This window comes from Ensifer sp. Root954 (genome assembly GCF_001429005.1).
GTDB classification, from domain to species: Bacteria; Pseudomonadota; Alphaproteobacteria; order Rhizobiales; family Rhizobiaceae; genus Ensifer; species Ensifer adhaerens.
The window spans coordinates 578,334-599,827 of sequence record NZ_LMJM01000052.1 but is presented as its reverse complement, the minus strand read 5'-3'; the positions used below and the strand labels follow the sequence as shown (position 1 = coordinate 599,827).

The following is a 21,494-nucleotide window of genomic DNA, read 5'->3' as shown; positions in this document are numbered from 1 at the left end:
CCCCGCCAGAGGCGGGCCGTCCAGTCTTGTTTTATTCGGCGGGTGTCGGGTTTTCTGCGGCTGTCGGTGTGTTCTCCACCTTCTTTCGGCTGAAAAGCTTCGTGACGAACACGAAGAAGACAGGAACGAAGAAGATGGCGAGCACCGTTGCCGAGATCATCCCGCCCATGACGCCCGTGCCGATGGCGCGCTGGCTGCCGGAGCTGGCACCCGTGGCGATTGCCAGCGGCAGAACACCGAGCGTGAAGGCCAGCGACGTCATCAGGATCGGCCGGAAGCGAAGATGTGCCGCCTCCAGCGTCGCGTCGATCAGCGACTTGCCCTGCTCACGCAGTTCCTTGGCGAACTCGATGATCAGGATCGCGTTCTTGGCCGAGAGACCGATGATCGCGATCAGGCCGACCTTGAAGTAGACGTCGTTCGGCATGTCGCGCATCATCACGGCGAGCACCGAACCGATGACGCCGAGGGGAACGACCATGATCACCGCCACCGGGATCGACCAGCTCTCATAGAGGGCTGCAAGGCACAGGAACACCAGAAGGCACGACAGCGCGATCAGGAGAGGCGCCTGGGTGCCGGACTGGATTTCCTGCAGCGACTGGCCAGTCCATTCGTAACCGAAACCTGCAGGCAACTGGCCCGCCAGCCGTTGCATCTCGGCGATCGCGTCACCCGAGGAGTAGCCGTGGGCGGCTTCGCCGCTGATACGGACCGACGGGTAGCCGTTGTAGCCGATCGTCTGGGTCGACGCCTTGACCCACTCCACCGTCGCGAAGGCCGACAGGGGCACCATGCCGCCATTGGCGTTGCGGACGTTGAGGTTCAGGAGGTCGGCGGTCTGCATGCGCTGACCTTCGTCCGCCTGCACCGTTACGCGCTGCATGCGTCCGGCATTGGGGAAGTCGTTGACGTAGGACGAGCCGAGGTTGGTCGAGATCGTCGAGTTGATATCGGCGAAGGTCACACCGAAGGTGTTGGCCTTCTCGCGATCGATCGTGACGCTGACCTGAGCCGCATCGGGCATGCCCTCGAAGCGGACGCCGGAGAGCACCTTGCTCTCAGCAGCCATGCCGAGCAGCTGGTCGCGGGCCTGCGACAGCGCCGCCTGGCCGAGACCGCCACGGTCCTGCAGGCGGAACGAGAAGCCGCCGGTGGTGCCGAGGCCCTGGATCGCCGGCGGCGACAGCGCGAAGCTGATCGCATCCTTGATCTGGCTCATCGCCATCGTCGCCCGCATGGCGATCGACTGTGCGGCGTTGTCGGCGTCACGTTCCTTCCAGTCCTTCAGCGTCACGAAGGCGAGCGCTGCGTTCTGGCCGGTACCGAAGAAGGAGAAGCCGTTGATCGCGATGATGCGTTCGACTGCCGTTTCCTGGCCAAAGATCTTCTCGGCCTGCTCCACCACCTCGGTCGTGCGGTTGCCGGTCGCTTCCGACGGCAACTGCATCATGACGATCACGAAGCCCTGGTCTTCGTCCGGAAGGAACGACGACGGCAGCTTCATGAACAGCCAGCCGAGACCGGCGAGCACCGCGACATAGACGATCATGTAGCGACCGGTCCGGTGGACCAGGCGCTTCACGATGCCGCTATAGCCGTGCGACGTCTTGTCGAACGAGCGGTTGAACCAGCCGAAGAAGCCACGCTTGGCGTGATGATGACCCTTCGGAACCTGCTTCAGGAAGCTCGCGCAGAGCGCCGGTGTCAGCGACAAAGCGAGAAGTGCGGAGAACAGGATCGAGACGACCATCGTCAGCGAGAACTGGCGATAGATCACACCGACCGCGCCCGGGAAGAAGGCCATCGGAATGAACACCGAGGCGAGAACCAGCGTGATGCCGATGACGGCGCCGGTGATCTGCTTCATCGCCTTGCGGGTGGCTTCTTTCGGCGTTGCCCCTTCCTCGGACATGATGCGTTCGACGTTTTCGACGACGATGATCGCATCGTCGACGAGAATGCCGATCGCCAGCACCATGCCGAACATGGTCAGAACGTTGATCGAGAAGCCCATCGCCAGCATGACCGCGCAGGTGCCGAGGAGCGCCACCGGCACGACGAGCGTCGGGATGATGGTGTAGCGGATGTTCTGCAAGAACAGGAACATCACGATGAACACCAGCGCGACCGCTTCGACCAGCGTCGAAAGCACCTTCTCGATGGAAACGGCGACGAAGGGCGAGGTGTCGTAGGGAACCGAATATTCGAGGCCCTGCGGGAAGAACTTCGCCAGTTCGTCCATGCGTTCCTTGATGGCGGCCGAGGTCGACATGGCGTTGCCGCTCGGCGAAAGCTGGACGGCGATAGCCGCCGACGGCTTGCCGTTCAGGCGCGTCGAGAAGGCGTAGCTTTCGCCACCGATCTCGATGCGGGCAACGTCGCGCAGGCGGACGGAGGAGCCGTCCGGATTGGCGCGAAGCACGATCGCACCGAACTCTTCGGCGCTTTCGAGCTGACCCTTGACGACGACGGGCGCGCTGATCTGCTGGGTGATCGGGTTCGGCTGTGCGCCGATCGAGCCCGAAGCGATCTGGGCGTTCTGCGCCGTGATCGCATTGGTCACGTCCGCAGCCGTCAGGTTCAGACCCAGCATCTTGTCCGGATCGAGCCAGACGCGCATCGAGCGTTCCGTGGCAAACAGCTGCGCACGGCCGACGCCGGGCACGCGCTGAATTTCGCTAAGCACGTTGCGGCTTAGATAGTCGCCGAGACCGATGGCGTCCATCGAGCCGTCGGTCGAGGTGAGCGCCACGATCATCAGGAAGCCGGAGCCGGCTTCATCGACCTGGACGCCCTGGCGCTTGACCGAATCGGGCAGGCGCGGTTCGACGCGGCGAACGCGGTTCTGGATGTCGACGGCCGCCTGTCCCGGATCGGTGCCCGGTGCAAAGGTGGCGCTGATTTCGACCGAGCCGGAGGCGCTGGAGGTCGACTCGAAATAGAGCAGGCCTTCGACGCCGTTCAGCTCGTCTTCGATCAGTCGCGTGACGCTCTGATAGGTGTCTTGCGACGAGGCGCCGGGGTAGCTCGTGTTGATGGAGATCTGCGGCGGCGCGACGTCAGGATATTGCGATACCGGCAGAAGCGGAATCGCAATGACGCCGGCGACCATGATGAAGATCGCCACCACCCAGGCAAAAATAGGCCTGTCGATGAAAAAACTAGGCATCAATCAAACTCACTTTGTAGCTTCGGCAGGCTTTTCGTCGGCAGCGGCCGTCGTCTGCGCTGCTTCGGCAGTCGGCTTGGCGTCCGGGTTCCAGTCCGTCGGCTCGACGGGAGCACCGGGGCCGATCTTCTGGAAGCCTTCGACGATGACCTTTTCGCCGGCCTTGATGCCGGAGGTCACCTGCCAGCGGGTGCCGATCGTGCGGCCGAGGGTCACGTTGCGGAACTCGACCTTGTTGTCGGCGCCGACGACATAAACCTGCGACTGGCCGGCGTTGTTGCGCTGGACGGCCTGCTGCGGAACGGTGATCGCGTCCTTCTCGACGCCCTGCTGCACAAGTACGCGAACATACATGCCGGGAAGCAGGTCGTTGTCGGGGTTCGGGAATTCGCCGCGCAGGGTCACCTGGCCGGTCGTCGCGTCGACGGCGGCTTCCGAGAACAGGAGCTTGCCCTTGTGCTCATAGGTGGTGCCGTCGTCGAGCACGAGCTGGACTTCGGCTTCCTCGCCGTCGCCGTTCATCATCTGGCCGTCCTCGAGCGCCTTGCGCAGGCGGATGAGGTCGGTCGCCGACTGGGTGAAGTCGGCGTAGAGCGGGTCGAGCTGCTGGATCGTCGCGAGATTTTCCGAGCTGTTGGTGCTGACGAGCGCGCCTTCGGTGATCAGCGCACGGCCGATGCGGCCGCTGATCGGTGCCGTCACGTCGGCATATTGCAGGTCGAGCTTGGCCGCAGCGAGGCCGGCTTCGGCGATCGCGACATCGGCGTCGGCGGTAGCTAGCAGCGCAGCCGCATCTTCCAGCTGCTGCGCGGCGACGACGTTCGCCTTCTTCAGCTGCTCCTGGCGATCGGCCTTCTGCTGGGCCTGCTGGCGAATGGATTGGGCGCGCCGAAGCGTTGCCTCTGCCTTTTCGACCTGGACGCGGAAGGGCGCGGGATCGATGCGGTAGAGCACGTCACCGGCATTGACCTTGGAGCCCTGCTGGAAGACGCGTTCGACGACAATGCCGGAAACGCGCGGACGGACCTCGGCGACACGGGTCGCGGCGATGCGGCCCGGAAGCTCGTTGGTGATCGGCAGGGTTTCGGTCTTGGTCGTGAAGACCGCGACGGCGGACGGTGGGAATGCGGCGGCGCCCTGTTGTGCTTCCTCTTTCTGGCAGCCGGAAAGAAGAATCACAGTTGCCAAGGCGGCGGCCAGTGTCGGTCGGTTCATGCGCATAGCGATGTCCATATTCGGTGACCGCAGGCGACAGGTGCATCTCGCAAGGTGCCCGTGCGGTCCGGAAGTGAAGGGGAGCGAGACCGGTATTGCTTGGGGAAAATACCGGAAAGCTAATATACAAACACAAATGTATGTTAAATCGCTTTGCAGCGCAACAGAGTCATTCAGCACGGCTATTCAAAAAATAAATAAGCCGCCACAAGGGGTTAGTCCCGTGGCGGCTGGTTTTCACGCAGCTGTGATGAGGCCTTAGCCTCAAAACGGATCAGGCGAGGACGCGGTCGTCGTCGCCGAAACGGTGCATGGCACCGACCGTCGGCGTCGCATAAACGATGTCGTCAGGCGCGTAGCGATGTTCGCCGAAGAGGCGGACGGTGATGGTGCCGACCTGCTCGGAATCGATATAGACGATGGTGTCGGCGCCGAGGTGCTCGACATGCACGACCTTGCCCTTCCAGTCGCCGCTCTCGCGTGAAAGCGCCATGTGCTCCGGGCGGATGCCGATCGTCTTGGCTTTGACATCCCCGAGCCGGGCGCCCTCGATGAAGTTCATCTGCGGCGAGCCGATGAAGCCAGCGACGAAGACGTTGGCCGGGCGATTGTAGAGATCCATCGGCGAGCCGATCTGTTCGATCTGGCCGGCGTTGAGGACGACGATCTTGTCGGCGAGCGTCATCGCCTCCACCTGGTCGTGGGTCACGTAGATCATCGTTGCCTTCAGGCTTCGATGCAGCCGGGCAATCTCAAGCCGGGTGTTGACGCGCAGCGCCGCGTCTAGGTTCGAAAGCGGCTCGTCGAACAGGAAGAGCTTCGGTTCGCGCACGATCGCGCGGCCGATCGCCACGCGCTGACGCTGGCCGCCCGAAAGCTCCGCCGGGCGACGGGCGAGGTAGGGATCGAGCGACAGCATGTTCGCTGCCTTGCCGACCTTGTCCTCGATCTCCGCCTTCGGAGCGCCGGCCTGTTTCAGGCCAAGGCCCATATTGTCCTTCACCGACAGGTGCGGATAGAGCGCGTAGGACTGGAACACCATGGCGATGCCGCGCTTGGCGGGCGCCACGTGGCCGACTTCCGTGCCGTCGATCTGCACGCTGCCGGAGGTCGCGTCCTCGAGACCGGCGATGGTGCGCAGCAAGGTCGACTTGCCGCAGCCCGACGGGCCGACGAAGATGACGAACTCGCCGTCCTTCACCTCGAGGTCGATGCCCTTCAGCACCTCATGGCTACCGTAGGCCTTGCGGATGGATTTGAGTTGAAGCGATCCCACCTGGTTGCCCCCTTTAAAGTTTGACTGGTCTGCCGGTGCGCACGCTTTCGTCTGCGGCGAGGCAGATGCGTAGCGACTGCACGGCGTCGTTCATGTGACGGTCGAGGTCGATGTTTTCGCGAATGGCCTTCAGCACATAGGCCTGCTCGCGGTCGCAGAGTTCCTGGTGGCCGGGCTCGCCGTCCATCTTCAGGTCCTCGTCGGCTTTCAGGAAACGGCCATCGGGACCGGTTTCGGCATTGTGCAGCCGGATCACCGCGGTTTTGGTGTGCATGTCGATGTCGTCGGACTTGGCATTCTGGTCCATGACGATCGACACCGATCCCTTCGGCGACATCACGTCCTTCACGAAGAAGGCGGTTTCCGAGATCATCGGCCCCCAGCCGGCTTCGTACCAGCCGGCCGAACCATCCTCGAAGATCACCTGCAGGTGGCCGTAATTGTACATGTCGGGCGCGATCTCGTCAGAGAGGCGGAGCCCCATGCCGCGCACTTCCACCGGCTTGGCGTCGGTGATCTGGCACATGACGTCGACATAGTGCACGCCGCAATCGACGATCGGCGACGTCGTCTTCATCAGCGACTTGTGCGTCTCCCAGGTCGGGCCGCTGGACTGCTGGTTCAGGTTCATGCGGAAGACATAGGGACCGCCGAGCTTGCGCGCTTCGGCGATCAGCCGGATCCACGAGGGGTGATGGCGCAGGATGTAGCCGATCACCAGCTTGCGGCCGTGCTTCTTCGCAGCCGCGACGACGCGCTCGGCGTCGGCGACGGTGGTTGCGAGCGGCTTTTCGACGAAGACGTCGGCGCCGGCCTCGAACGCCATGACCGCAAAGTCCGCATGGCTGTCAGAATAGGTGCAGATCGAGCAGAGCTCGGGCTTCAATTCGGCCAGGGCCGTCTTGAAGTCCGGATGGATCGTGTAGCCGCTCAGTTCCTCCGGCAGCGGCACCTTCGAGCGGTTGACGAGGCCGACGATCTCGAAGCCGGGATTGTTGTGATAGGCGAGCGCATGGCTGCGCCCCATGTTGCCGAGCCCCGCGACGAGGACCCGGACCGGTTTGCTGCTTGCACTCACTTGACTGCTCCTGCCGTGATGCCGCGGATCAGTTGCCGCGAGAAGATGACGTAGAGGACGAGAACCGGAAGGATGGCGAGCGACAGCGCCGCCAGAACCGCGTTCCAGTTGGTGACGAACTGGCCGATGAAGATCTGCGAGCCGAGCGTCACGGTCTTGGTGGTTTCCGCCGGTGCGAGGATCAGCGGGAACCAGAGGTCGTTCCAGATCGGGATCATCGTGAAGACCGCGACGGTTGCCATGGCCGGACGGACGAGCGGCAGAACCAGGCGGAAGAAGATCGAATACTCCGACAACCCGTCGATGCGCCCGGCGTTCTTCAAGTCATCCGAGACCGTGCGCATGAACTCCGAGAGAATGAAGATTGCGAGCGGCAGGCCTTGGGCCGTATAGACGAGGATCAGTGCCGTCAGCGTGTTGACGAGGTTGGCAGCGACCATGCCCTGCAGAATTGCGACGGTGCCGAGACGGATCGGGATCATGATGCCGATCGCGAGATAAAGGCCCATCAGCGTGTTGCCACGGAAGCGGTATTCCGACAGCGCGAAGGCGGCCATCGCCCCGAAGAGCAGAACCAGCGCGATCGAGACGATCGTGACGATGAAGCTGTTCTGGAAATAGGTGGCGAAGTCGCCCTGGCCGAGGACGGTCTGATAGCCGATCAGGCTGAAGGTCTGCGGCGTCGGGATCGTCAGCGGCGCCCGAAAGATCGCGTTGCGATCCTTGAACGAGTTGATGATCGTCAGGAACACCGGAAACAGCGAGATGAGCGTGTAGGCGATGAGCGCTGCATGCACGAAGCCGGTGCGGAGAAATGAATCGCGTACTTTCGACATCTCCGGTCTCCTCAGAACTGGTAGCGGCGCATGCGGCGCTGAATGACGAAGAGGTAGAGCGAGACGCCGGCGAGGATGATGAGGAACATCACCGTGGCGATCGTCGCGCCCATCGAGCGGTCGCCGAGCTGCAGCTGGAAACCGAAGAAGGTGCGGTAGAGCAGCGTACCGAGAATGTCGGTCGAGCCGTCGGGACCGGCAAGCGCGCCCTGCACCGTGTAGACCAGGTCGAAGGCGTTGAAGTTGCCGACGAAGGTCAGGATCGAGATGATGCCGATGGCCGGCAGGATCAGCGGCAGCTTGATCTTCCAGAACTGGCTCCAGCCGGTGACGCCGTCGCATTCGGCAGCCTCGATTACCTCATCCGGAATGTTGAGCAGGGCGGCATAGATCAGCATCATCGGGATGCCGACATATTGCCAGACCGAGATCAGCGACACGGTGATGAGCGCCGAGCCCGGCTTGCCGAGCCAGGGGGCAAACAGCGACTTTAGGCCGACGAGGTCGAGCATGCCGGGTGCCACGCCCCAGATCGGCGACAGGATCAGCTTCCAGATGAAGCCGACGATCACGAAGGAGAGCAGCGTCGGCAGGAAGATCGCCGTGCGGTAAAAGGTGACGAAGCGCAGCTTCGGGATCGACAACATGGCGGCGAGCGCAACGCCGATCGGGTTCTGCACGCACATGTGGATGATGAAGAAGATGACGTTGTTCTTCAGCGCATTCCAGAAGTCGTGCGCCCAGCGCTCTTCGCCAAACAGCGTCTGGAAATTCGCAAGGCCGACAAAGGTCGACTGGCCGTCGACCGTGTTGAACAACGAAAGCCTGAGCGTCTCGATCAACGGCAGGATCATCACCGCCGAATAGACCAGGAAGGCCGGCAGCAGGAAGACGAGGATGTGCCAGCGTTTCGGCCGCCTTGCGGTCGGCTGTCCCTCTTGCACTGAAAGAGCGTCACTCATGGATCCATCCGTTTCTAGAAGACCGGTCCCCAGACAATCATGATGCGCACCGGCGCCACGCGGCCGGTCGCGCCGCATGCCGTCTGCCCCTTTATCGAGGGCTCATGACGAAGGTTAAGTCTATCGCGTTCTTTTGCAAACGACTGCGTCGGTGGCCTCCCACTGTGGGAGGCCGGTGACGCTTCGGCTGGGGGAGTGCCGTGATTCGGCATGTCGCCCCGCCCGGTCCCTACGGCATCCTTAAATCCATCCGGCTAAAGGTGCTCTATGCACGTCCAGAACGTGCGGCGCTGTAGGGCCGACCCTCCCCAAGAAGGGGAGGGAACCTGTTGCGCTTACGTCTTACTTCGCCGGCTTGTACCAGGCGTCGAGGCCCTTCTGCAGCTTCTCGGCGGCAACCTCAGGCGTATCCGTGCCGTTGATCACGTTGGCCGATTCGACCCAGGTCTCATTTTCCAGGCTCGGGGTGCCGCGTGCCAGGATCTGGTAGGTCGAGCGGATCGTCGGCTTGCACTTTTCGCGCCAGGAGACGAATTCCTGGGCGAGCGGATCGGTCATCTTCACCGGGGTCGAGTTGAGGCTGAAGAAGCCCGGCAGTGCGTTGGCGTAGATGTCGGCGAACTCAGGCGAAGCAACCCAGGTCAGGAAGGTCTTGGCCTGCTCGGCATGTGCGCTCTTGGCATTGAGGCCGATACCGATGTCGTTGTGGTCCGAAATGTAGCAGGTGTCGCCAGCGTTTTTGACCGGCGGCGGGAAGGCGCCCATCTTGAACTGAGCCTGGGTGTTGAACAGGCCGATCTCCCACGAGCCGGCCGGATAGATGGCGGCACGGCCGAGGGTGAACAGGTTCTGGCTGTCCGGATAGGTCTGGGCTTCGAAGCCGTCGCCGAGATAATCCTTCCACTTGGCAAGAACGCGGTAGGGCTCGACCCACGGCTCATCGGTCAGCTTCTGCTCGCCCTTGATCAGCGCGGCGCGGCCTTCCTCACCCTTCCAGTAGTTCGGGCCGATGTTCTGGTAGCCCATGGTTGCGGCTTCCCAGAGATCCTTGGTGCCCATCGCCATCGGGATGTAGTTACCGTCGGCCTTGATCTTGTCGAGGGCAGCGAAGAATTCCGCTTCCGTCGTCGGGATCTGGATGCCGAGCTGGTCGAAGGCGTCCTTGTTGTAGATGAAGCCGTGGATGACCGATGCCATAGGCACGCAGAAGGTGGCCTTGCCGTCATCGGTGGTCCAGGCGGACTTGGCGACCGGCGAGAAGTTTTCCATGCCCGGCAGGCTCGTCAGGTCGGCGAGGTGCTTCTTGTTGTAAAGTTCGAGCGAGACGTCGAACGGACGGCAGGTGACGAGGTCGCCTGCGGAGCCGGCGTCGAGCTTGGCGTTGAGCGCGGCATTGTATTCGGTCGGTGCCATCGGGGCGAACTTGACCTTGATGCCCGGGTTCTTGGCTTCGAAGGCCGGGATCAGCTTTTCCTGCCAGATCGCCAGGTCGTCGTTGCGCCAGCTTTCGATGGTCAGCGTCACGTCCTCGGCGTGCGCCAGCCCGGCCGTGCCGAGAATGCTCGACGCAAGCAGCAGGCCCTTGATAGTCGTACGGGTCATTCAGCTTCTCCCTCTTATGTTGCGCCGTTTTGGCGCGGTTTGAATCCCAGGCTTATGTCAGGCCGTGACGATATCGATCGCCCGGCGCAGGTTCTGTCTGGCCTCTTTCAGTGCCGCCTCCGCGACCGCAACGTCCTTCGCGCCAGAGGCGAGAAGGATTGCGACCTTGACCGAGCCGGAGGCCATGTTGATCAGCCGGCCGGCCTCGCCAGCGCTGATGCCGGTAATGTCGGTAACGATGCGGATTGCGCGGCCGTGCAGCTTGATATTGTCGGCGCGCAGGTTGACCATGTGGCCGTCGAGGACGTGCCCGAGTTGAATGCCGACCAGCGTCGAGAACATGTTGAAGGCGATCTTCTGCGCGGTACCGGCACCCATGCGCGTCGAACCGGAAACCACTTCCGGGGGCGTCTGCAGAAGGATCGAAACGTCGGCGTCCTTGAACAGCGCCGCACCAGGATTGTTGGCGACAGCGATCACCTTGGCGCCCAGCTTGCGGGCCTCGTCGGCCGCGGCGAGCGCGTAAGGGGTGGAGCCGCTGGCGGAAACGGAAACAAGGCAGTCGCCCGCGCCGATGCCGGCCTTGCGGACGTCGTTGCGGGCAAGGTCCATGTCGTCTTCATAGCCGCCCGCAAGGTCGCTCAGGCTGGCGGTGCCGCCGGCAAGCAGAACGACGATCTGGTCCTGGGGAATGCCGTAGGTGCCGGGCAGTTCGAGCGCATCGGCCATGGCCATCAGGCCGGAACTGCCAGCGCCCGCATAGGCGAGACGCCGGCCGGATGCGAGGGATTCGGCCGCGAGCGATGCGGCAGCCGCAATCGACTCGATCGCCGCGTCGACGGCCTTGGCGGCCGCCTGCTGGCCGGACGCGAGCAGCCGGAGCGCCAGCGCCGGATGCATAAGATCCAGGCCCTTGGCGTTGTCGTGGCGCTCTTCGGTCTTGGCTGACGGCATGGGTTGTATCTCCTCTTGGTCAAATTAATGCCAAAAAAATACCAATTGTCCAGCAGAATTTAAGTTTTGACGTCTTAAAAAACTAAACAGCTAAATTAGCCATTGAATTTCAACGTATTGCAACGAAAACGAAACTGCAGACGGATTCAGGCTTGGTTATTGGTATTTTTTTGGTATCCTCAATGAGCGGAGGTACTCATGACAAATTACCTGATCGGAATCGATGGCGGCGGAACGAGCTGCCGGGCTGCTGTGGCATCGGCGGACGGGCGCATTCTCGGGCGCGGCAAGGCGGGTGCGGCCAATATCCTGACAGACCCGGAAACCGCGCTTGCCAATATCGGTGAGGCCGCACGCGCCGCCTTTATGGAAGCGGGCCTTGATCCCCAGGGCATAACCGCTGCCAAGGCGATCGTCGGTGTCGCCGGGCACAATGTCGGCGACGCCGTGCATTATGTTAAGCGCCGCCTGCCGTTCGCCGCAGCCGATATCGAATCCGATGGCTTGATTGCCCTTCAGGGCGCGCTCGGCAATCGTGACGGTGCGGTCGCTATTCTCGGTACCGGCAGCATCTATATCCTTCGCCAGGGCGAAACCGTCAGCTATGTCGGCGGCTGGGGCTTCACCATCGGCGACCATGGCAGCGGTGCACGCATCGGCCATGCGCTTCTGCAGGAAAGCCTGCTTGCCTTCGACAATATTCATGAAGCCTCGGCGGTCACCGACAGCGTCCTTGCCGAATTCAACAACGAGGCGCGCGACGTCGTCGATTTCGCCCGCCTCGCCAAGCCCGGGGAATTCGGCCGCTATGCGCCGCGTGTTTTCGAAGGCGCCGCCGCCGGCGACCCGGTTGCCGTGCGCATCCTGAAAGCCGCTGCCCTCACAGTGGATGAGGCGCTTGATGTCGTCGTTGCAAGAGGCTGCGAAAGATTGTGCCTTCTTGGCGGATTGGCGCCGCTCTATCGCCCCTGGCTTGCCGATCGGCATCAGGCCCTGCTCGTCGAGGCGGAAGCCGACGCGCTGACCGGATCGGTCGCCGTTGCCGCCCAGCGTTTCGGCACCCAGGCGAGGGCAGGCGCATGACGCACCAGCTCGCTTCCATTCTGCCGCTCGAGGGTCTGCAGTCCGGAGGGTCGGGGCCGCTCTATCTCAAGCTTCGGCAATCGCTCGAAGACGCGATCCAGTCGGGCAAGTTGAACCACGGCGACGCTCTGCCGCCCGAGCGTGATCTTGCCGACTACGCCAACATCAGCCGCGTCACCGTGCGCAAGGCGGTGGACGATCTCGTGCGCGACGGCCTGCTGGTTCGCCGCCACGGCTCCGGCACCTTCGTCGTCAAGCCGGTCTCCAAGGTGCAGCAGTCGCTCTCGCGGCTGACCTCGTTCACGGAAGACATGGCGCGCCGCGGCCTGAACACCCATGCCCGCTGGCTGGAGCGCGGCCTGTTTCACCCCTCTCCGGATGAGATGATGGCGCTCGGCCTTCCGGCCGACGCGCTGGTTGCCCGGCTCGGGCGCCTGCGCATCGCCGACGACATGCCGCTTGCCATCGAGCGCGCCAGCATTTCGGCGGAGTTCCTGCCGGACCCGCAGGCCGTCACCTCGTCTCTCTATACTGCGCTCGACAAGACCCGCTCGCGACCGGTTCGCGCCGTGCAGCGCATCTCCGCCTGCAACATCAAGGATCCGGATGCCTCGATGCTCGGCGTCGCCGTCGGTTCGGCCGGCCTTTCCATCGAACGTGTCTCCTATCTCGCATCGGGACGCGTCGTCGAATTCACCCGCTCGCTCTACCGGGGCGATGCCTATGACTTTGTCGCGGAACTGACGCTGTCGGAATCCTAAAAGCGACGGCTCCGCCAAGAAAGGGAATTGACCATGCAGACCAATATGCGCCGAGAAATCGACGAGATCCCCGAAGCCGCCCAGCGTCTGCTGGAACGCTCCGCCGACCAGCTCAAGGCGGCCGGCGCCGCACTGCGCGCCAAGGATCCGGCCTTCCTCGTCACTATCGCCCGCGGCTCCTCCGACCATGCGGCGCTGTTCCTCAAATATGCGATCGAGCTGCAAGCCGGCGTGCCCGTCGCTTCGCTCGGCCCGTCGCTCGCCTCGATCTACGGTGCCAAGCTGAAGCTCGGCGGTGCCGCGGCGATCGCGATTTCGCAGTCGGGCAAGAGCCCGGATATCGTCGCCATGGCAAAGGCTGCGACCGATGCCGGCGCGGTCTCGATCGCGCTCACCAACACGCTGCCGTCGCCGATTTCAGAGGCCTGCACCAACCCGCTCGACATCTTGGCCGGTCCGGAAATCGCCGTTGCCGCCACGAAGTCATACGTCAATTCGATCGTCGCCGGCCTTGCCGTGCTCGGCGAATGGACCGGCGACGCTGCACTTCAGCGCGCGGTCGCCGACCTGCCGAACCAGTTTGCCAAGGCCGTGAAGCTCGACTGGCAGGCCTTTGCCGACGATCTCGGCGAAGCCGAATCGCTCTATGTGCTTGGCCGCGGCCCGGCGCTCGCCATCGCCAGCGAAGCGGCGCTGAAGTTCAAGGAAACCTCCGGCATGCATGCGGAAGCCTATTCGGCGGCCGAAGTGCTGCACGGACCGGTGGCGCTCGTCGGCGCCAAGTTCCCGGTGCTGACGCTTGCAGCCCGTGATGCGGCCGAGACGTCGGTTGCCGGCATTGCCGACGGTATGGCGGAAAAGGGCGCGGTGGTTCATGCTACCTCGAACCTCGCCGCCAAGGCCAAGCGCCTGCCGTTCGTCGAGACCGGTCACCCGATCACCGACGCGCTGACGCTGATCCTGCCGTTCTACGGTTTCGTCGAGGCCTGGTCGCGTTCGCGCGGTCTCAATCCCGATGCGCCGGCAAGCCTCAAGAAGGTAACGGAGACGAGATGAGCGAGAGGAAGGCAATCACCGGCGCCCGCCTGTTCGACGGCGTCGAATGGCACGACGGCTGCGCCCTCGTCATCGAAGCTGGTCGCGTCAAGGCGATCGTGGCGTCGGCCGACATTCCCGCCGGCGCCGAACGGATCGATGCCCACGGCATGCTGCTGGTGCCGGGTTTCATCGACCTGCAGGTCAACGGCGGCGGTGGTGCGCTTCTGAACGAGGAGCCGACCGTCGAAGGCATCCGGCAGATCTGCTCGGCCCATGCCAAGTTCGGCACCACGGCGCTTCTGCCGACGCTGATCACCGATACGCGCGAAATCCGAAGCGCCACCATCAAGGCCGGCCTTGAGGCAAAGGCGGCCGGTGTGCCCGGTTTCCTCGGGCTGCATCTCGAAGGCCCGCATCTTTCGGTCGCGCGCAAGGGTGCTCATGATCCGAAACTGATCCGGTCGATGGACGATGCCGATCTCGCCGAAATGCTCGATTGCGCCAAGGCGCTCGGTGTCCTGATGGTGACTGTGGCGCCGGAAAACGCCACGAGGGAGCAGGTAAAGGCGCTCGCCGATGCCGGTGCCGTCGTCAGCCTCGGCCACACGGATGTCGGCTATGAAACTGCGGTCGCCTACGCCAAGGCGGGTGCACGTACCGTCACTCACCTCTTCAATGCCATGAGCGGTCTCGGCCATCGCGAGCCGGGCGTGGTCGGTGCTGCGCTTGCCACCGGCACGCTGCATGCGGGCCTGATTGCCGACGGCTATCACGTCGAGCCGGCGTCGATGGGCGTGGCGCTGCGCGCCAAGGTGGGGCCGGGCCAGATCTTTCTCGTCACGGACGCGATGTCGCCGATCGGCACCGACATGAAGAGCTTCCAGCTCAATGGCCGCGAAATCCTGCGCGAAGGTGGCCGCTTGACGCTTGCCGACGGCACGCTTGCCGGCGCCGACATCGACATGCTGTCTTCGGTGCGCTTCGTGCACGAGAAGCTTGGCCTCCCGGTCGAGGAAGCCCTTCGCATGGCGTCCGCCTATCCGGCCGATGCCATGGGGCTTGCCACTCACAAGGGACGGCTGAAGCCCGGAGCGGACGCCGATTTCGTGTTGCTCACGCCTGAACTCGGCATGGGCTCCACCTGGATTGGCGGCGACCAGGTCTACGCAGCCTGATTGCCGCTTACGAGAAGATTTGACAAGAAGACCCGGAAAGCGCTCCGCTCTCCGGGTCTTTCCTATGAGGGAAGGAAAGGCGCCGATCAGCGCGGGCTGCGGGCCGCAAGCTTCACCTTCATCGCCCGCACCGTCTCCGGATCGGTGCGGCGCCGATCGGAAGAAACGAACCCCATATCGACCAAGCGTGGATCCTGAGCCGGCTCACTAATCGAGCAGGAGGAGTGCACCTCGCTGACCGTGAGGTGATCGAGCAGAGCGTCGACCGTCTTCAGCGTGACGCCGGATCCCGGCATGATCGACAGCCTGGCCTTGGCAAGGCCGATGATTTCGCTAAGGCGGTCGATCGCCTGCGGCGCGCTCCTGGCCCCGCCTGAGGTGAGAATGCGCTCGAAGCCAAGGTCGACTGCGATTTCCATCGCCTCGGCGAAATCCGGGACGAGGTCGAAGGCCCGGTGCAGCGTCATGCCGAGTCCGGCCGCATGGCCGCTGAGCTTGGTGAGCATCGACGTGTCGAGCCGGCCATCGGCAAGCGAGGCGCCGAGCACGACGCCGGCCAGACCGGCATCCCGCACCGCGTCGATATCGCGGCGCATCGCGTCGAGGTCAGCGGTTGAGAAAATGAAGTCGCCGGGCCGCGGCCGGATCATCGCGTAGACGGGCACTCGTGGCGGGCCAGCCAGCGCCATAAGGCCGGGATTGGGCGTGAGGCCACCGACGGAAAGGGCGGCGCAAAGCTCGATCCGGTCGGCGCCGCCTTCGATGGCCGCGTAAAGCCCGTCGGCATCGTCGACGCAGACTTCGAGTTTGATGTCGCTCATGCCTTGTCTCCTGAAAGCCCGAGCAGCGCCGCGCCGATGAGGCCGGGCTCGATCCGGCATTCGCCGCGCACAACCAACGGCCGGTCGAACCGCCGCAGAATCCGGCTACGCACCGCCTTGTCGATCTCGGCGAGCAGTTCCTCGGCATTGGAAAGGCCGCCGCCGACGGGCACGATCGTCGCACCCGTGATGTTGATGACGAGCGCCAGCGGTGAGCTGACGAGATCGACGAGCAGGTCGACCGTGCGTTTCGCCTCGGCGTCGCCAACCTTCCAGGCCTCGATGATCTCGTGGCTCGAAAGCGTCTTGCCATGGGCCGTCTGGTGCAGCCGTTCCAGCCCGCGGGCGCCGCCGACGGTATCGACGCAGCGCTTCTGGCCGCAGCCGCAGGCATAGGCGGAAATCGCCATTGGTGGATCCCCGGCCTCCGACGCGATCGCCGGGCCATGGCCCCATTCGCCGGCGAATCCGCCATCGGCATTGATCAGCCGGCCGTCGATGACAAGGCCGCCGCCGACCCCGGTGCCGAGGATGGCACCAAAGACGATGCGATGACCGCGCCCTGCACCCGCTCCGGCCTCGGCCAGCGCAAAACAGTCGGCGTCATTGGCGATCTTCACCGGCAGATGCAGCGCCGCCTCGAGTTCAGCAACCAGTTCGAGCCCGTCGATGCAGGGAATGTTGGCGCATTTGATGCGCCGCGTCTCGGGATCGATCACGCCGGTGATCGAGATCGCCACGCAGTCCGGGTGTCCGCCCGCTTCGTCCAGAACCGATTCGAGCGCCTGCACGAACTGGCGGAAATTGGTAAGCGGCGTGGTTCGGCGCGGCAACGGAAAGATCCGGTCGCGCGAATGCACGATCGCGCCTTTGATTGCAGAGCCGCCGATATCGAAACAGACGATCATGCCTCACCCCGGATGATCGCCTCGGCCGAAAGCGCCACCGAAAGCAGCCGGTCGTCCTGGTGATGCGGGGCCGCAAGCTGGAAGCCGACCGGCATTTCCGCCGCCCCGAGCCCGCAAGGAATGGAGATGCCGCAGAAATCCAGGAAGTTGCCGATCGAGGTGTTGCGCAGCGTCTTGCCGTTGATCTTGAAGAACAGCTCGTCGTCTTCGAGAAGCGGCGCGATCGGCGGGGCGACATGGGGCAGCGTCGGGTGGGCGATGAGTTCGTTCGGCTTCAGACTTTCGACCGTCTCGTGGATCAGCTGGTCGCGCGCGTCGAGGAGCGCGATGTAGTCGGGCATGGAGATCTTCTCGCCGAGCCGCGTGCGGGCGACGACGCGTGGATCCATCGCGTTGGCCTCCGGCCCGGCCAGACGCTCGCGGTGCAGCGCATAGGCCTCCGCCGTCACCAGGGCGCCGTGGCGGGCCATCAGCCCGAACACCGCCGAGAAGGATGGAAAAGCGCGGCGGCTGACGGCAACGCCCGCCTTCTCGAGCCGCTTGATCGCGTCCTCGAAGGCCTCGACGACTTCCGGCTCCGCATCGTCGAACACCACTGTTTCCGGGATCACCAGCGCGATGCTCGAGAGGTCGGCGCGGCGCACGGTCGGCGCCGTCAGCCCGTGCATGGCGGCGTCCACCCAGACGGCATCCTGTACCGTGTGGCAGAGTGGCCCGAGCGAATCGAGGCTTTCAGCCAGCGGAAAAATGCCCTTCATCGCATAGCGGCCGCGCGTCGCCTTGTAGCCGACGATGCCGGTGAAGGCTGCGGGAATGCGGACAGATCCGCCGGTGTCGGTACCGATGGCCGCCGGCACCAGTCCGGCCGCAACCGCGACCGCCGAGCCCGACGACGAGCCGCCGGGAATGCGCTCGACGTCGGTGGCCGCCGGGTTGCGCGGCGTGCCGTAGTGCGGGTTGAGGCCAAGGCCGGAGAAGGCGAATTCACTAAGGTTGGTGCGACCGACACTGACCATGCCGGCGGCGGAAACGGCGGCGACCACAGGCGCGTCGCTCGTTGCCGGCGCGTTCGTCCGAAGCACGGCCGAGCCGGCGGTCGTAACGTTGCCGGCGGTGTCGAACAGGTCCTTCCAGGCGACCGGCAGGCCGTCGAGCAGACCGAGCGACCGCCCGGCCCTCAGACGCTTCGAGGCAGCCTCCGCATCCCGCGTCGCGCGCTCCGGCGTCAGCTCGACAAAGATGGCGTAATCGCCGTGTGCGTCGATCGCCGCATAGGTTTCCTTGGCGAGCTCCACCGGATCCAGCTTGCCGCTCTGCACCAGCACTGAAAGGCTGGCGAGTGTCTTTTGTTCTGTCATGTCATCCTCCGCGGAGCGCTGCTGCCGGCATCCCGTATGTCTACAATATCGCCGCTCCCGGCGTTTTCCATGCTTCCCTTAGACGAGGCGCATGAATCTTGCATAAAGACGGGTGCCTGCCGGGACTATCTTGTCGCCGGTAGCGCCTCTGCCTACATGCACCATCGAACCTTGGCCCATGCTGGAGAGCGATGATGATCCTGGACGCGGCGCGACTGTCGCTTGCCAATCTGTTTGCACCCGAGACCCGATCGGTCTTCTGGAAGGTGCTGGGCCTGACGATCCTTGCGCTTGTCGCCCTGTGGTTTGCGGTGCGCGAAGTGTTCATCTGGCTCGCCTTGCCCTGGATCGACACGCTGATGCCGGGCACACCCGTCTGGGCCGGCTGGCTGACCTTCGTGCTCGGCATCTTCGCAAGCCTTGGCCTGGCCCTGGCGCTCGCCCTGCTTCTTGCGCCCGTCACCGCACTGATCGCCGGCTTCTTCCTCGATGACGTCGCCGACGTCATCGAGAAGCGTGACTATCCGAACGAGCCCCCAGGACGGCCGCTGCCGCTCGGCGAGGCGGTTGCCGGCTCACTGAAGTTCCTGGGCGTCGTGATCCTCGGCAACCTCCTGGCGCTGGTGCTGCTGCTCGTTCCGGGCGTCAATCTCGTCGCCTTCTTCCTGGTCAACGGTTATCTGCTCGGCCGCGAATTCTTCGAGTTTGCGGCGATGCGCTATCGCGCGCCGGCGGAAGCGCGGCTCTTCCGGGAAAAGCACCGCTCGACCGTCTTTCTCGCCGGTCTGCTGCTCGCGGGCTTCTTGGCTGTGCCCTTCGTCAACCTTTTGACGCCGCTCTTTGCCGCCGGCCTGATGGTGCACCTGCACAAGCGTCTTTCGGCTAGGGATCCCGGGTTCTCGCTGCGTGTGGCGGCGAAGGCATAAGGCCTTGCTTGACATAAGGCCGGCTGTGGCCAATCTGCCGGCAAACGGCGCCGCGCGCCCATGGAGTTTGCAAGAATGAGCAACACCGACGAACGGATCACCCGCCTCGAGGAGACCGTGGCCCATCAGGCCAAGACCATCGAGGAGCTTTCCGATCAGCTTGCCGAGCAATGGAAGGTGGTCGAGCAGGCGCGCGCCAAGCTCGACCGGCTGACTGAAAGGTTCCTGACGCTCGAAGAGCAGTCGCTCGACGCGCCGGCAATCACGAAGCCGCCGCATTACTGATCGCCGCGCTCACGTCAGGACCAGCAAAAAAATGGCCGCCGGTCCAATGAACCGGCGGCCTTTTTCATGACGCAAGCGCTGCTCTTAGTAAGGGCAGGACTCGTCGCTCATGTAGTCGTGGACCTGGACCTTGCCGGCAATGATTTCGGCTTTCACCTTTTCCACCGCGTCGAGCATCTCGGGCGTGATCAGCGCCTTGTTGTTGTCGTCGAGCGCGTAGCCGACGCCGTCTTCCTTGAGGCCGAGGTTGGAAATACCGAACTCGAACTTGTCGTTCTTGGCTGCCGTGAAGGCTTCGTAGACGGCGACGTCGACGCGCTTCAGCATCGAGGTCAGGACCTTGCCCGGCTGCAGGGCGTTCTGGTTGCTATCGACGCCGATGCCGAGCTTGCCCGCATCTGCGGCTGCCTGCAGAACGCCGACACCGGTGCCGCCCGCTGCGTGGTAGACGACATCCGAGCCCTGGTCGATCTGGGACTTGGCGATTTCGCCGCCCTTGACCGGGTCGTTCCAGGCGTCCGGCGTCGTGCCGGTGTAGGCTTCCAGAACCTTGACGTCAGCGCCGGTCGACTTGGCGCCGCCAACGTAGCCACAGGCGAACTTGTGGATCAGCGGAACGTCCATGCCGCCGACGAAGCTGACGGTCTTCGACTTGGAAGCGAGACCGGCGAGAACGCCGACGAGGTAGGAGCCTTCCTGTTCCTTGAAGACGACCGACTTGACGTTCGGCTTCTCGACGACCATGTCGATGATCGCGAACTTGATATCCGGATATTCCGGCGCGATCTTCTCGAGCGAAGCCGCCCAGTTGAAGCCGGCCATGACGATCGGGCTGTTGCCGTCGCTGGCGAAGCGGCGCAGCGCCTGTTCGCGCTGGGCATCGTTGGCGATTTCGAACTCGCGGTATTCGACGCCCGATTCCGTCTTGAACTTCTCGGCGCCGTTAAAGGCAGCCTCGTTGAAGGATTTGTCGAACTTGCCGCCGAGATCGTAGATGATCGCCGGCTTGATGTCGGCGGCCAGTGCCGTGGCGGACATCATCGAAAAGGCAAAAAGACCGAGAATTGTTTTTTTCATCGTGCAGCCCTGTTGTCGCTATTGATCTTATTGGGTCCTCCCGCCGGCTCCCTGACGGAAGCCTGTCTGCGGAACCCACCCCCTTCTCCTTGGGGCTAGGGTGGCGCATCCTTGCACGGTCACGGCAAAAAAACACTCAAAATTTTTCAGATGGTAAAAATTGAAGCCACGGATACCGGCACTCGTAAGGCACCGGTTCTGTTGCATTTTTTGAGATCACGACAAGGTGTCCCGGTCGGTCCGGTGCGGCCTCAGGGTTGTGGGTATCGCGACCGCGCGCGGGATGCCACCCGCGGGGTATGCGTCTAGTGGCCGATCGGGCAGCTGACGCCGGTGCCGCGCAGGCCGCAATAGCCGCTGGGGTTCTTCGCCAGATATTGCTGGTGGTAGTCCTCGGCGAAATAGAACGGTCCCGCCATGCCGATCTCGGTCGTCACCCTGCCGCCGTGATTGGCGTGCTTCAGCGCCGTCTGGAAAGTGGTGCGCGCGGCCTTGGCGTGCGCCAACTGCTCGTCGTCGTAGGCATAGATCGCCGAGCGGTAGGTGGTGCCGATATCGTTGCCCTGGCGCATGCCCTGCGTCGGGTCGTGTTCCTCGAAGAAGGTCCTGAGCAGGCTCGCGAGCTTCACCTTTTCCGGATCATAGACGACCAGGACCACTTCGGCATGGCCGGTAAGCCCTGTCGTCGTTTCCTGGTACGTCGGGTTCGGCGTCAGCCCGCCGGCATAGCCGACCGCCGTCACGTAGACGCCGGGGATGTTCCACAGCAATCGTTCGGCGCCCCAGAAGCAGCCCATGCCCAGAAGGATGCTCTTGGTGCCGTCGGGGTAGGGGCCTTTCAACGGCCGGCCGGAAACGAAATGTGTCTCGGCCGTCGGGATCGCGGCGTCACGGCCCGGCAGCGCCGTCTGCGCGTCCGGCATGATCGTTTTCTTGTTGAACATGTCGATCAGGAACATCAGCACAC

The 21,494-nt window shown here is 63.7% G+C and carries 19 protein-coding genes; 6 read left to right on the top strand and 13 right to left on the bottom strand.

Translation table 11 applies throughout. The features are described from left to right. Window positions 1–31: 31 nt before the first annotated feature. The 8 genes from ASE71_RS33510 to ASE71_RS33475 all read right to left on the bottom strand — a co-directional run bounded on the left by ASE71_RS33510 (window position 32) and on the right by ASE71_RS33475 (window position 11,095). Window positions 32–3,172, bottom strand: coding sequence for an efflux RND transporter permease subunit (locus ASE71_RS33510; protein WP_034804897.1), 3,141 nt, complete (start codon window positions 3,170–3,172; stop codon window positions 32–34). A gap of 9 nt (window positions 3,173–3,181) precedes the next feature. Further along, window positions 3,182–4,405, bottom strand: a complete 1,224-nt coding sequence (locus tag ASE71_RS33505; RefSeq protein WP_034804880.1) for an efflux RND transporter periplasmic adaptor subunit — start codon at window positions 4,403–4,405, stop codon at window positions 3,182–3,184. Between the two features lie 256 nt (window positions 4,406–4,661). Then, window positions 4,662–5,663, bottom strand: coding sequence for an ABC transporter ATP-binding protein (locus ASE71_RS33500; RefSeq protein WP_034804877.1), 1,002 nt, complete (start codon window positions 5,661–5,663; stop codon window positions 4,662–4,664). A 13-nt stretch (window positions 5,664–5,676) separates the two neighbouring features. Beyond that, window positions 5,677–6,741, bottom strand: a complete 1,065-nt coding sequence (locus ASE71_RS33495; protein WP_060519458.1) for a Gfo/Idh/MocA family protein — start codon at window positions 6,739–6,741, stop codon at window positions 5,677–5,679. Further along, on the bottom strand, window positions 6,738–7,577 hold the full coding sequence (locus tag ASE71_RS33490; RefSeq protein WP_060519460.1) for a carbohydrate ABC transporter permease: 840 nt from the start codon (window positions 7,575–7,577) through the stop codon (window positions 6,738–6,740). The genes ASE71_RS33495 and ASE71_RS33490 overlap by 4 nt, the downstream gene beginning before the upstream one ends. A gap of 11 nt (window positions 7,578–7,588) precedes the next feature. After that, the gene (locus tag ASE71_RS33485; protein ID WP_034804869.1) at window positions 7,589–8,539 is read right to left on the bottom strand and encodes a carbohydrate ABC transporter permease; all 951 of its coding nucleotides are present in this window, start codon (window positions 8,537–8,539) and stop codon (window positions 7,589–7,591) included. Window positions 8,540–8,881: 342 nt separating this feature from the next. Beyond that, window positions 8,882–10,141 (bottom strand): ABC transporter substrate-binding protein, encoded by a 1,260-nt coding sequence (locus tag ASE71_RS33480; RefSeq protein ID WP_034804866.1) that lies wholly within the window; start codon window positions 10,139–10,141, stop codon window positions 8,882–8,884. Window positions 10,142–10,198: 57 nt separating this feature from the next. Continuing rightward, window positions 10,199–11,095 (bottom strand): N-acetylmuramic acid 6-phosphate etherase, encoded by an 897-nt coding sequence (locus tag ASE71_RS33475; protein WP_060519462.1) that lies wholly within the window; start codon window positions 11,093–11,095, stop codon window positions 10,199–10,201. A gap of 198 nt (window positions 11,096–11,293) precedes the next feature. On the opposite strand from ASE71_RS33475, the gene ASE71_RS33470 reads away from it, so the two are divergent. From ASE71_RS33470 to nagA, 4 genes are read left to right on the top strand one after another with little or no spacing between them, the layout of a single operon-like run. Next, entirely contained in the window at window positions 11,294–12,178 is an 885-nt protein-coding gene (locus ASE71_RS33470) for an N-acetylglucosamine kinase (RefSeq protein ID WP_060519464.1), read from the top strand. Then, window positions 12,175–12,939, top strand: a complete 765-nt coding sequence (locus ASE71_RS33465; protein WP_034804855.1) for a GntR family transcriptional regulator — start codon at window positions 12,175–12,177, stop codon at window positions 12,937–12,939. Before ASE71_RS33470 ends, ASE71_RS33465 begins: the two co-directional genes overlap by 4 nt. Before the next feature lie 33 nt (window positions 12,940–12,972). Then, window positions 12,973–13,995, top strand: coding sequence for an SIS domain-containing protein (locus ASE71_RS33460; RefSeq protein ID WP_043626593.1), 1,023 nt, complete (start codon window positions 12,973–12,975; stop codon window positions 13,993–13,995). Continuing rightward, on the top strand, window positions 13,992–15,152 hold the full coding sequence (nagA, locus tag ASE71_RS33455; protein WP_060519466.1) for an N-acetylglucosamine-6-phosphate deacetylase: 1,161 nt from the start codon (window positions 13,992–13,994) through the stop codon (window positions 15,150–15,152). Before ASE71_RS33460 ends, nagA begins: the two co-directional genes overlap by 4 nt. Before the next feature lie 86 nt (window positions 15,153–15,238). Here nagA and ASE71_RS33450 read toward each other — a convergent pair whose 3' ends face one another. The 3 genes from ASE71_RS33450 to ASE71_RS33440 are packed head-to-tail and all read right to left on the bottom strand — an operon-like array spanning window position 15,239 to window position 18,239. Continuing rightward, complete coding sequence (locus tag ASE71_RS33450; RefSeq protein WP_034804846.1) at window positions 15,239–15,973, bottom strand: copper homeostasis protein CutC; 735 nt, start codon at window positions 15,971–15,973, stop codon at window positions 15,239–15,241. Then, window positions 15,970–16,881, bottom strand: a complete 912-nt coding sequence (locus tag ASE71_RS33445; RefSeq protein ID WP_060519468.1) for an ROK family protein — start codon at window positions 16,879–16,881, stop codon at window positions 15,970–15,972. Before ASE71_RS33445 ends, ASE71_RS33450 begins: the two co-directional genes overlap by 4 nt. Next, window positions 16,878–18,239: an amidase gene (locus tag ASE71_RS33440; RefSeq protein ID WP_034804840.1), complete on the bottom strand. Its 1,362-nt coding sequence runs from the start codon at window positions 18,237–18,239 to the stop codon at window positions 16,878–16,880. Before ASE71_RS33440 ends, ASE71_RS33445 begins: the two co-directional genes overlap by 4 nt. 194 nt (window positions 18,240–18,433) lie before the next feature. Between ASE71_RS33440 and ASE71_RS33435 the strand changes: the two genes are divergently transcribed. Both ASE71_RS33435 and ASE71_RS33430 read left to right on the top strand, forming a co-directional pair. Beyond that, window positions 18,434–19,165, top strand: a complete 732-nt coding sequence (locus ASE71_RS33435; protein ID WP_034804837.1) for a sulfate transporter family protein — start codon at window positions 18,434–18,436, stop codon at window positions 19,163–19,165. Between the two features lie 75 nt (window positions 19,166–19,240). After that, entirely contained in the window at window positions 19,241–19,450 is a 210-nt protein-coding gene (locus ASE71_RS33430; RefSeq protein ID WP_034804834.1) for a SlyX family protein, read from the top strand. Window positions 19,451–19,534: 84 nt separating this feature from the next. Here ASE71_RS33430 and ASE71_RS33425 read toward each other — a convergent pair whose 3' ends face one another. Further along, a complete protein-coding gene (locus tag ASE71_RS33425) occupies window positions 19,535–20,527 on the bottom strand; it encodes a BMP family lipoprotein (protein WP_034804831.1) in 993 nt (330 codons plus the stop codon). A gap of 305 nt (window positions 20,528–20,832) precedes the next feature. Then, complete coding sequence (msrA, locus tag ASE71_RS33420) at window positions 20,833–21,486, bottom strand: peptide-methionine (S)-S-oxide reductase MsrA (protein WP_060519470.1); 654 nt, start codon at window positions 21,484–21,486, stop codon at window positions 20,833–20,835. Window positions 21,487–21,494 lie beyond the last annotated feature (8 nt).

Coding starts and splice junctions, on each gene's coding strand:
- ASE71_RS33510 (WP_034804897.1), bottom strand. CDS start 3,172: ATGCCTAGTTTTTTCATCGACAGGCCTATTTTTGCCTGGGTGGTGGCG.
- ASE71_RS33505 (WP_034804880.1), bottom strand. CDS start 4,405: ATGGACATCGCTATGCGCATGAACCGACCGACACTGGCCGCCGCCTTG.
- ASE71_RS33490 (WP_060519460.1), bottom strand. CDS start 7,577: ATGTCGAAAGTACGCGATTCATTTCTCCGCACCGGCTTCGTGCATGCA.
- ASE71_RS33485 (WP_034804869.1), bottom strand. CDS start 8,539: ATGAGTGACGCTCTTTCAGTGCAAGAGGGACAGCCGACCGCAAGGCGG.
- ASE71_RS33480 (WP_034804866.1), bottom strand. CDS start 10,141: ATGACCCGTACGACTATCAAGGGCCTGCTGCTTGCGTCGAGCATTCTC.
- ASE71_RS33475 (WP_060519462.1), bottom strand. CDS start 11,095: ATGCCGTCAGCCAAGACCGAAGAGCGCCACGACAACGCCAAGGGCCTG.
- ASE71_RS33470 (WP_060519464.1), top strand. CDS start 11,294: ATGACAAATTACCTGATCGGAATCGATGGCGGCGGAACGAGCTGCCGG.
- ASE71_RS33465 (WP_034804855.1), top strand. CDS start 12,175: ATGACGCACCAGCTCGCTTCCATTCTGCCGCTCGAGGGTCTGCAGTCC.
- ASE71_RS33460 (WP_043626593.1), top strand. CDS start 12,973: ATGCAGACCAATATGCGCCGAGAAATCGACGAGATCCCCGAAGCCGCC.
- nagA (WP_060519466.1), top strand. CDS start 13,992: ATGAGCGAGAGGAAGGCAATCACCGGCGCCCGCCTGTTCGACGGCGTC.
- ASE71_RS33450 (WP_034804846.1), bottom strand. CDS start 15,973: ATGAGCGACATCAAACTCGAAGTCTGCGTCGACGATGCCGACGGGCTT.
- ASE71_RS33445 (WP_060519468.1), bottom strand. CDS start 16,881: ATGATCGTCTGTTTCGATATCGGCGGCTCTGCAATCAAAGGCGCGATC.
- ASE71_RS33440 (WP_034804840.1), bottom strand. CDS start 18,239: ATGACAGAACAAAAGACACTCGCCAGCCTTTCAGTGCTGGTGCAGAGC.
- ASE71_RS33435 (WP_034804837.1), top strand. CDS start 18,434: ATGATCCTGGACGCGGCGCGACTGTCGCTTGCCAATCTGTTTGCACCC.
- ASE71_RS33430 (WP_034804834.1), top strand. CDS start 19,241: ATGAGCAACACCGACGAACGGATCACCCGCCTCGAGGAGACCGTGGCC.
- ASE71_RS33425 (WP_034804831.1), bottom strand. CDS start 20,527: ATGAAAAAAACAATTCTCGGTCTTTTTGCCTTTTCGATGATGTCCGCC.
- msrA (WP_060519470.1), bottom strand. CDS start 21,486: ATGTTCCTGATCGACATGTTCAACAAGAAAACGATCATGCCGGACGCG.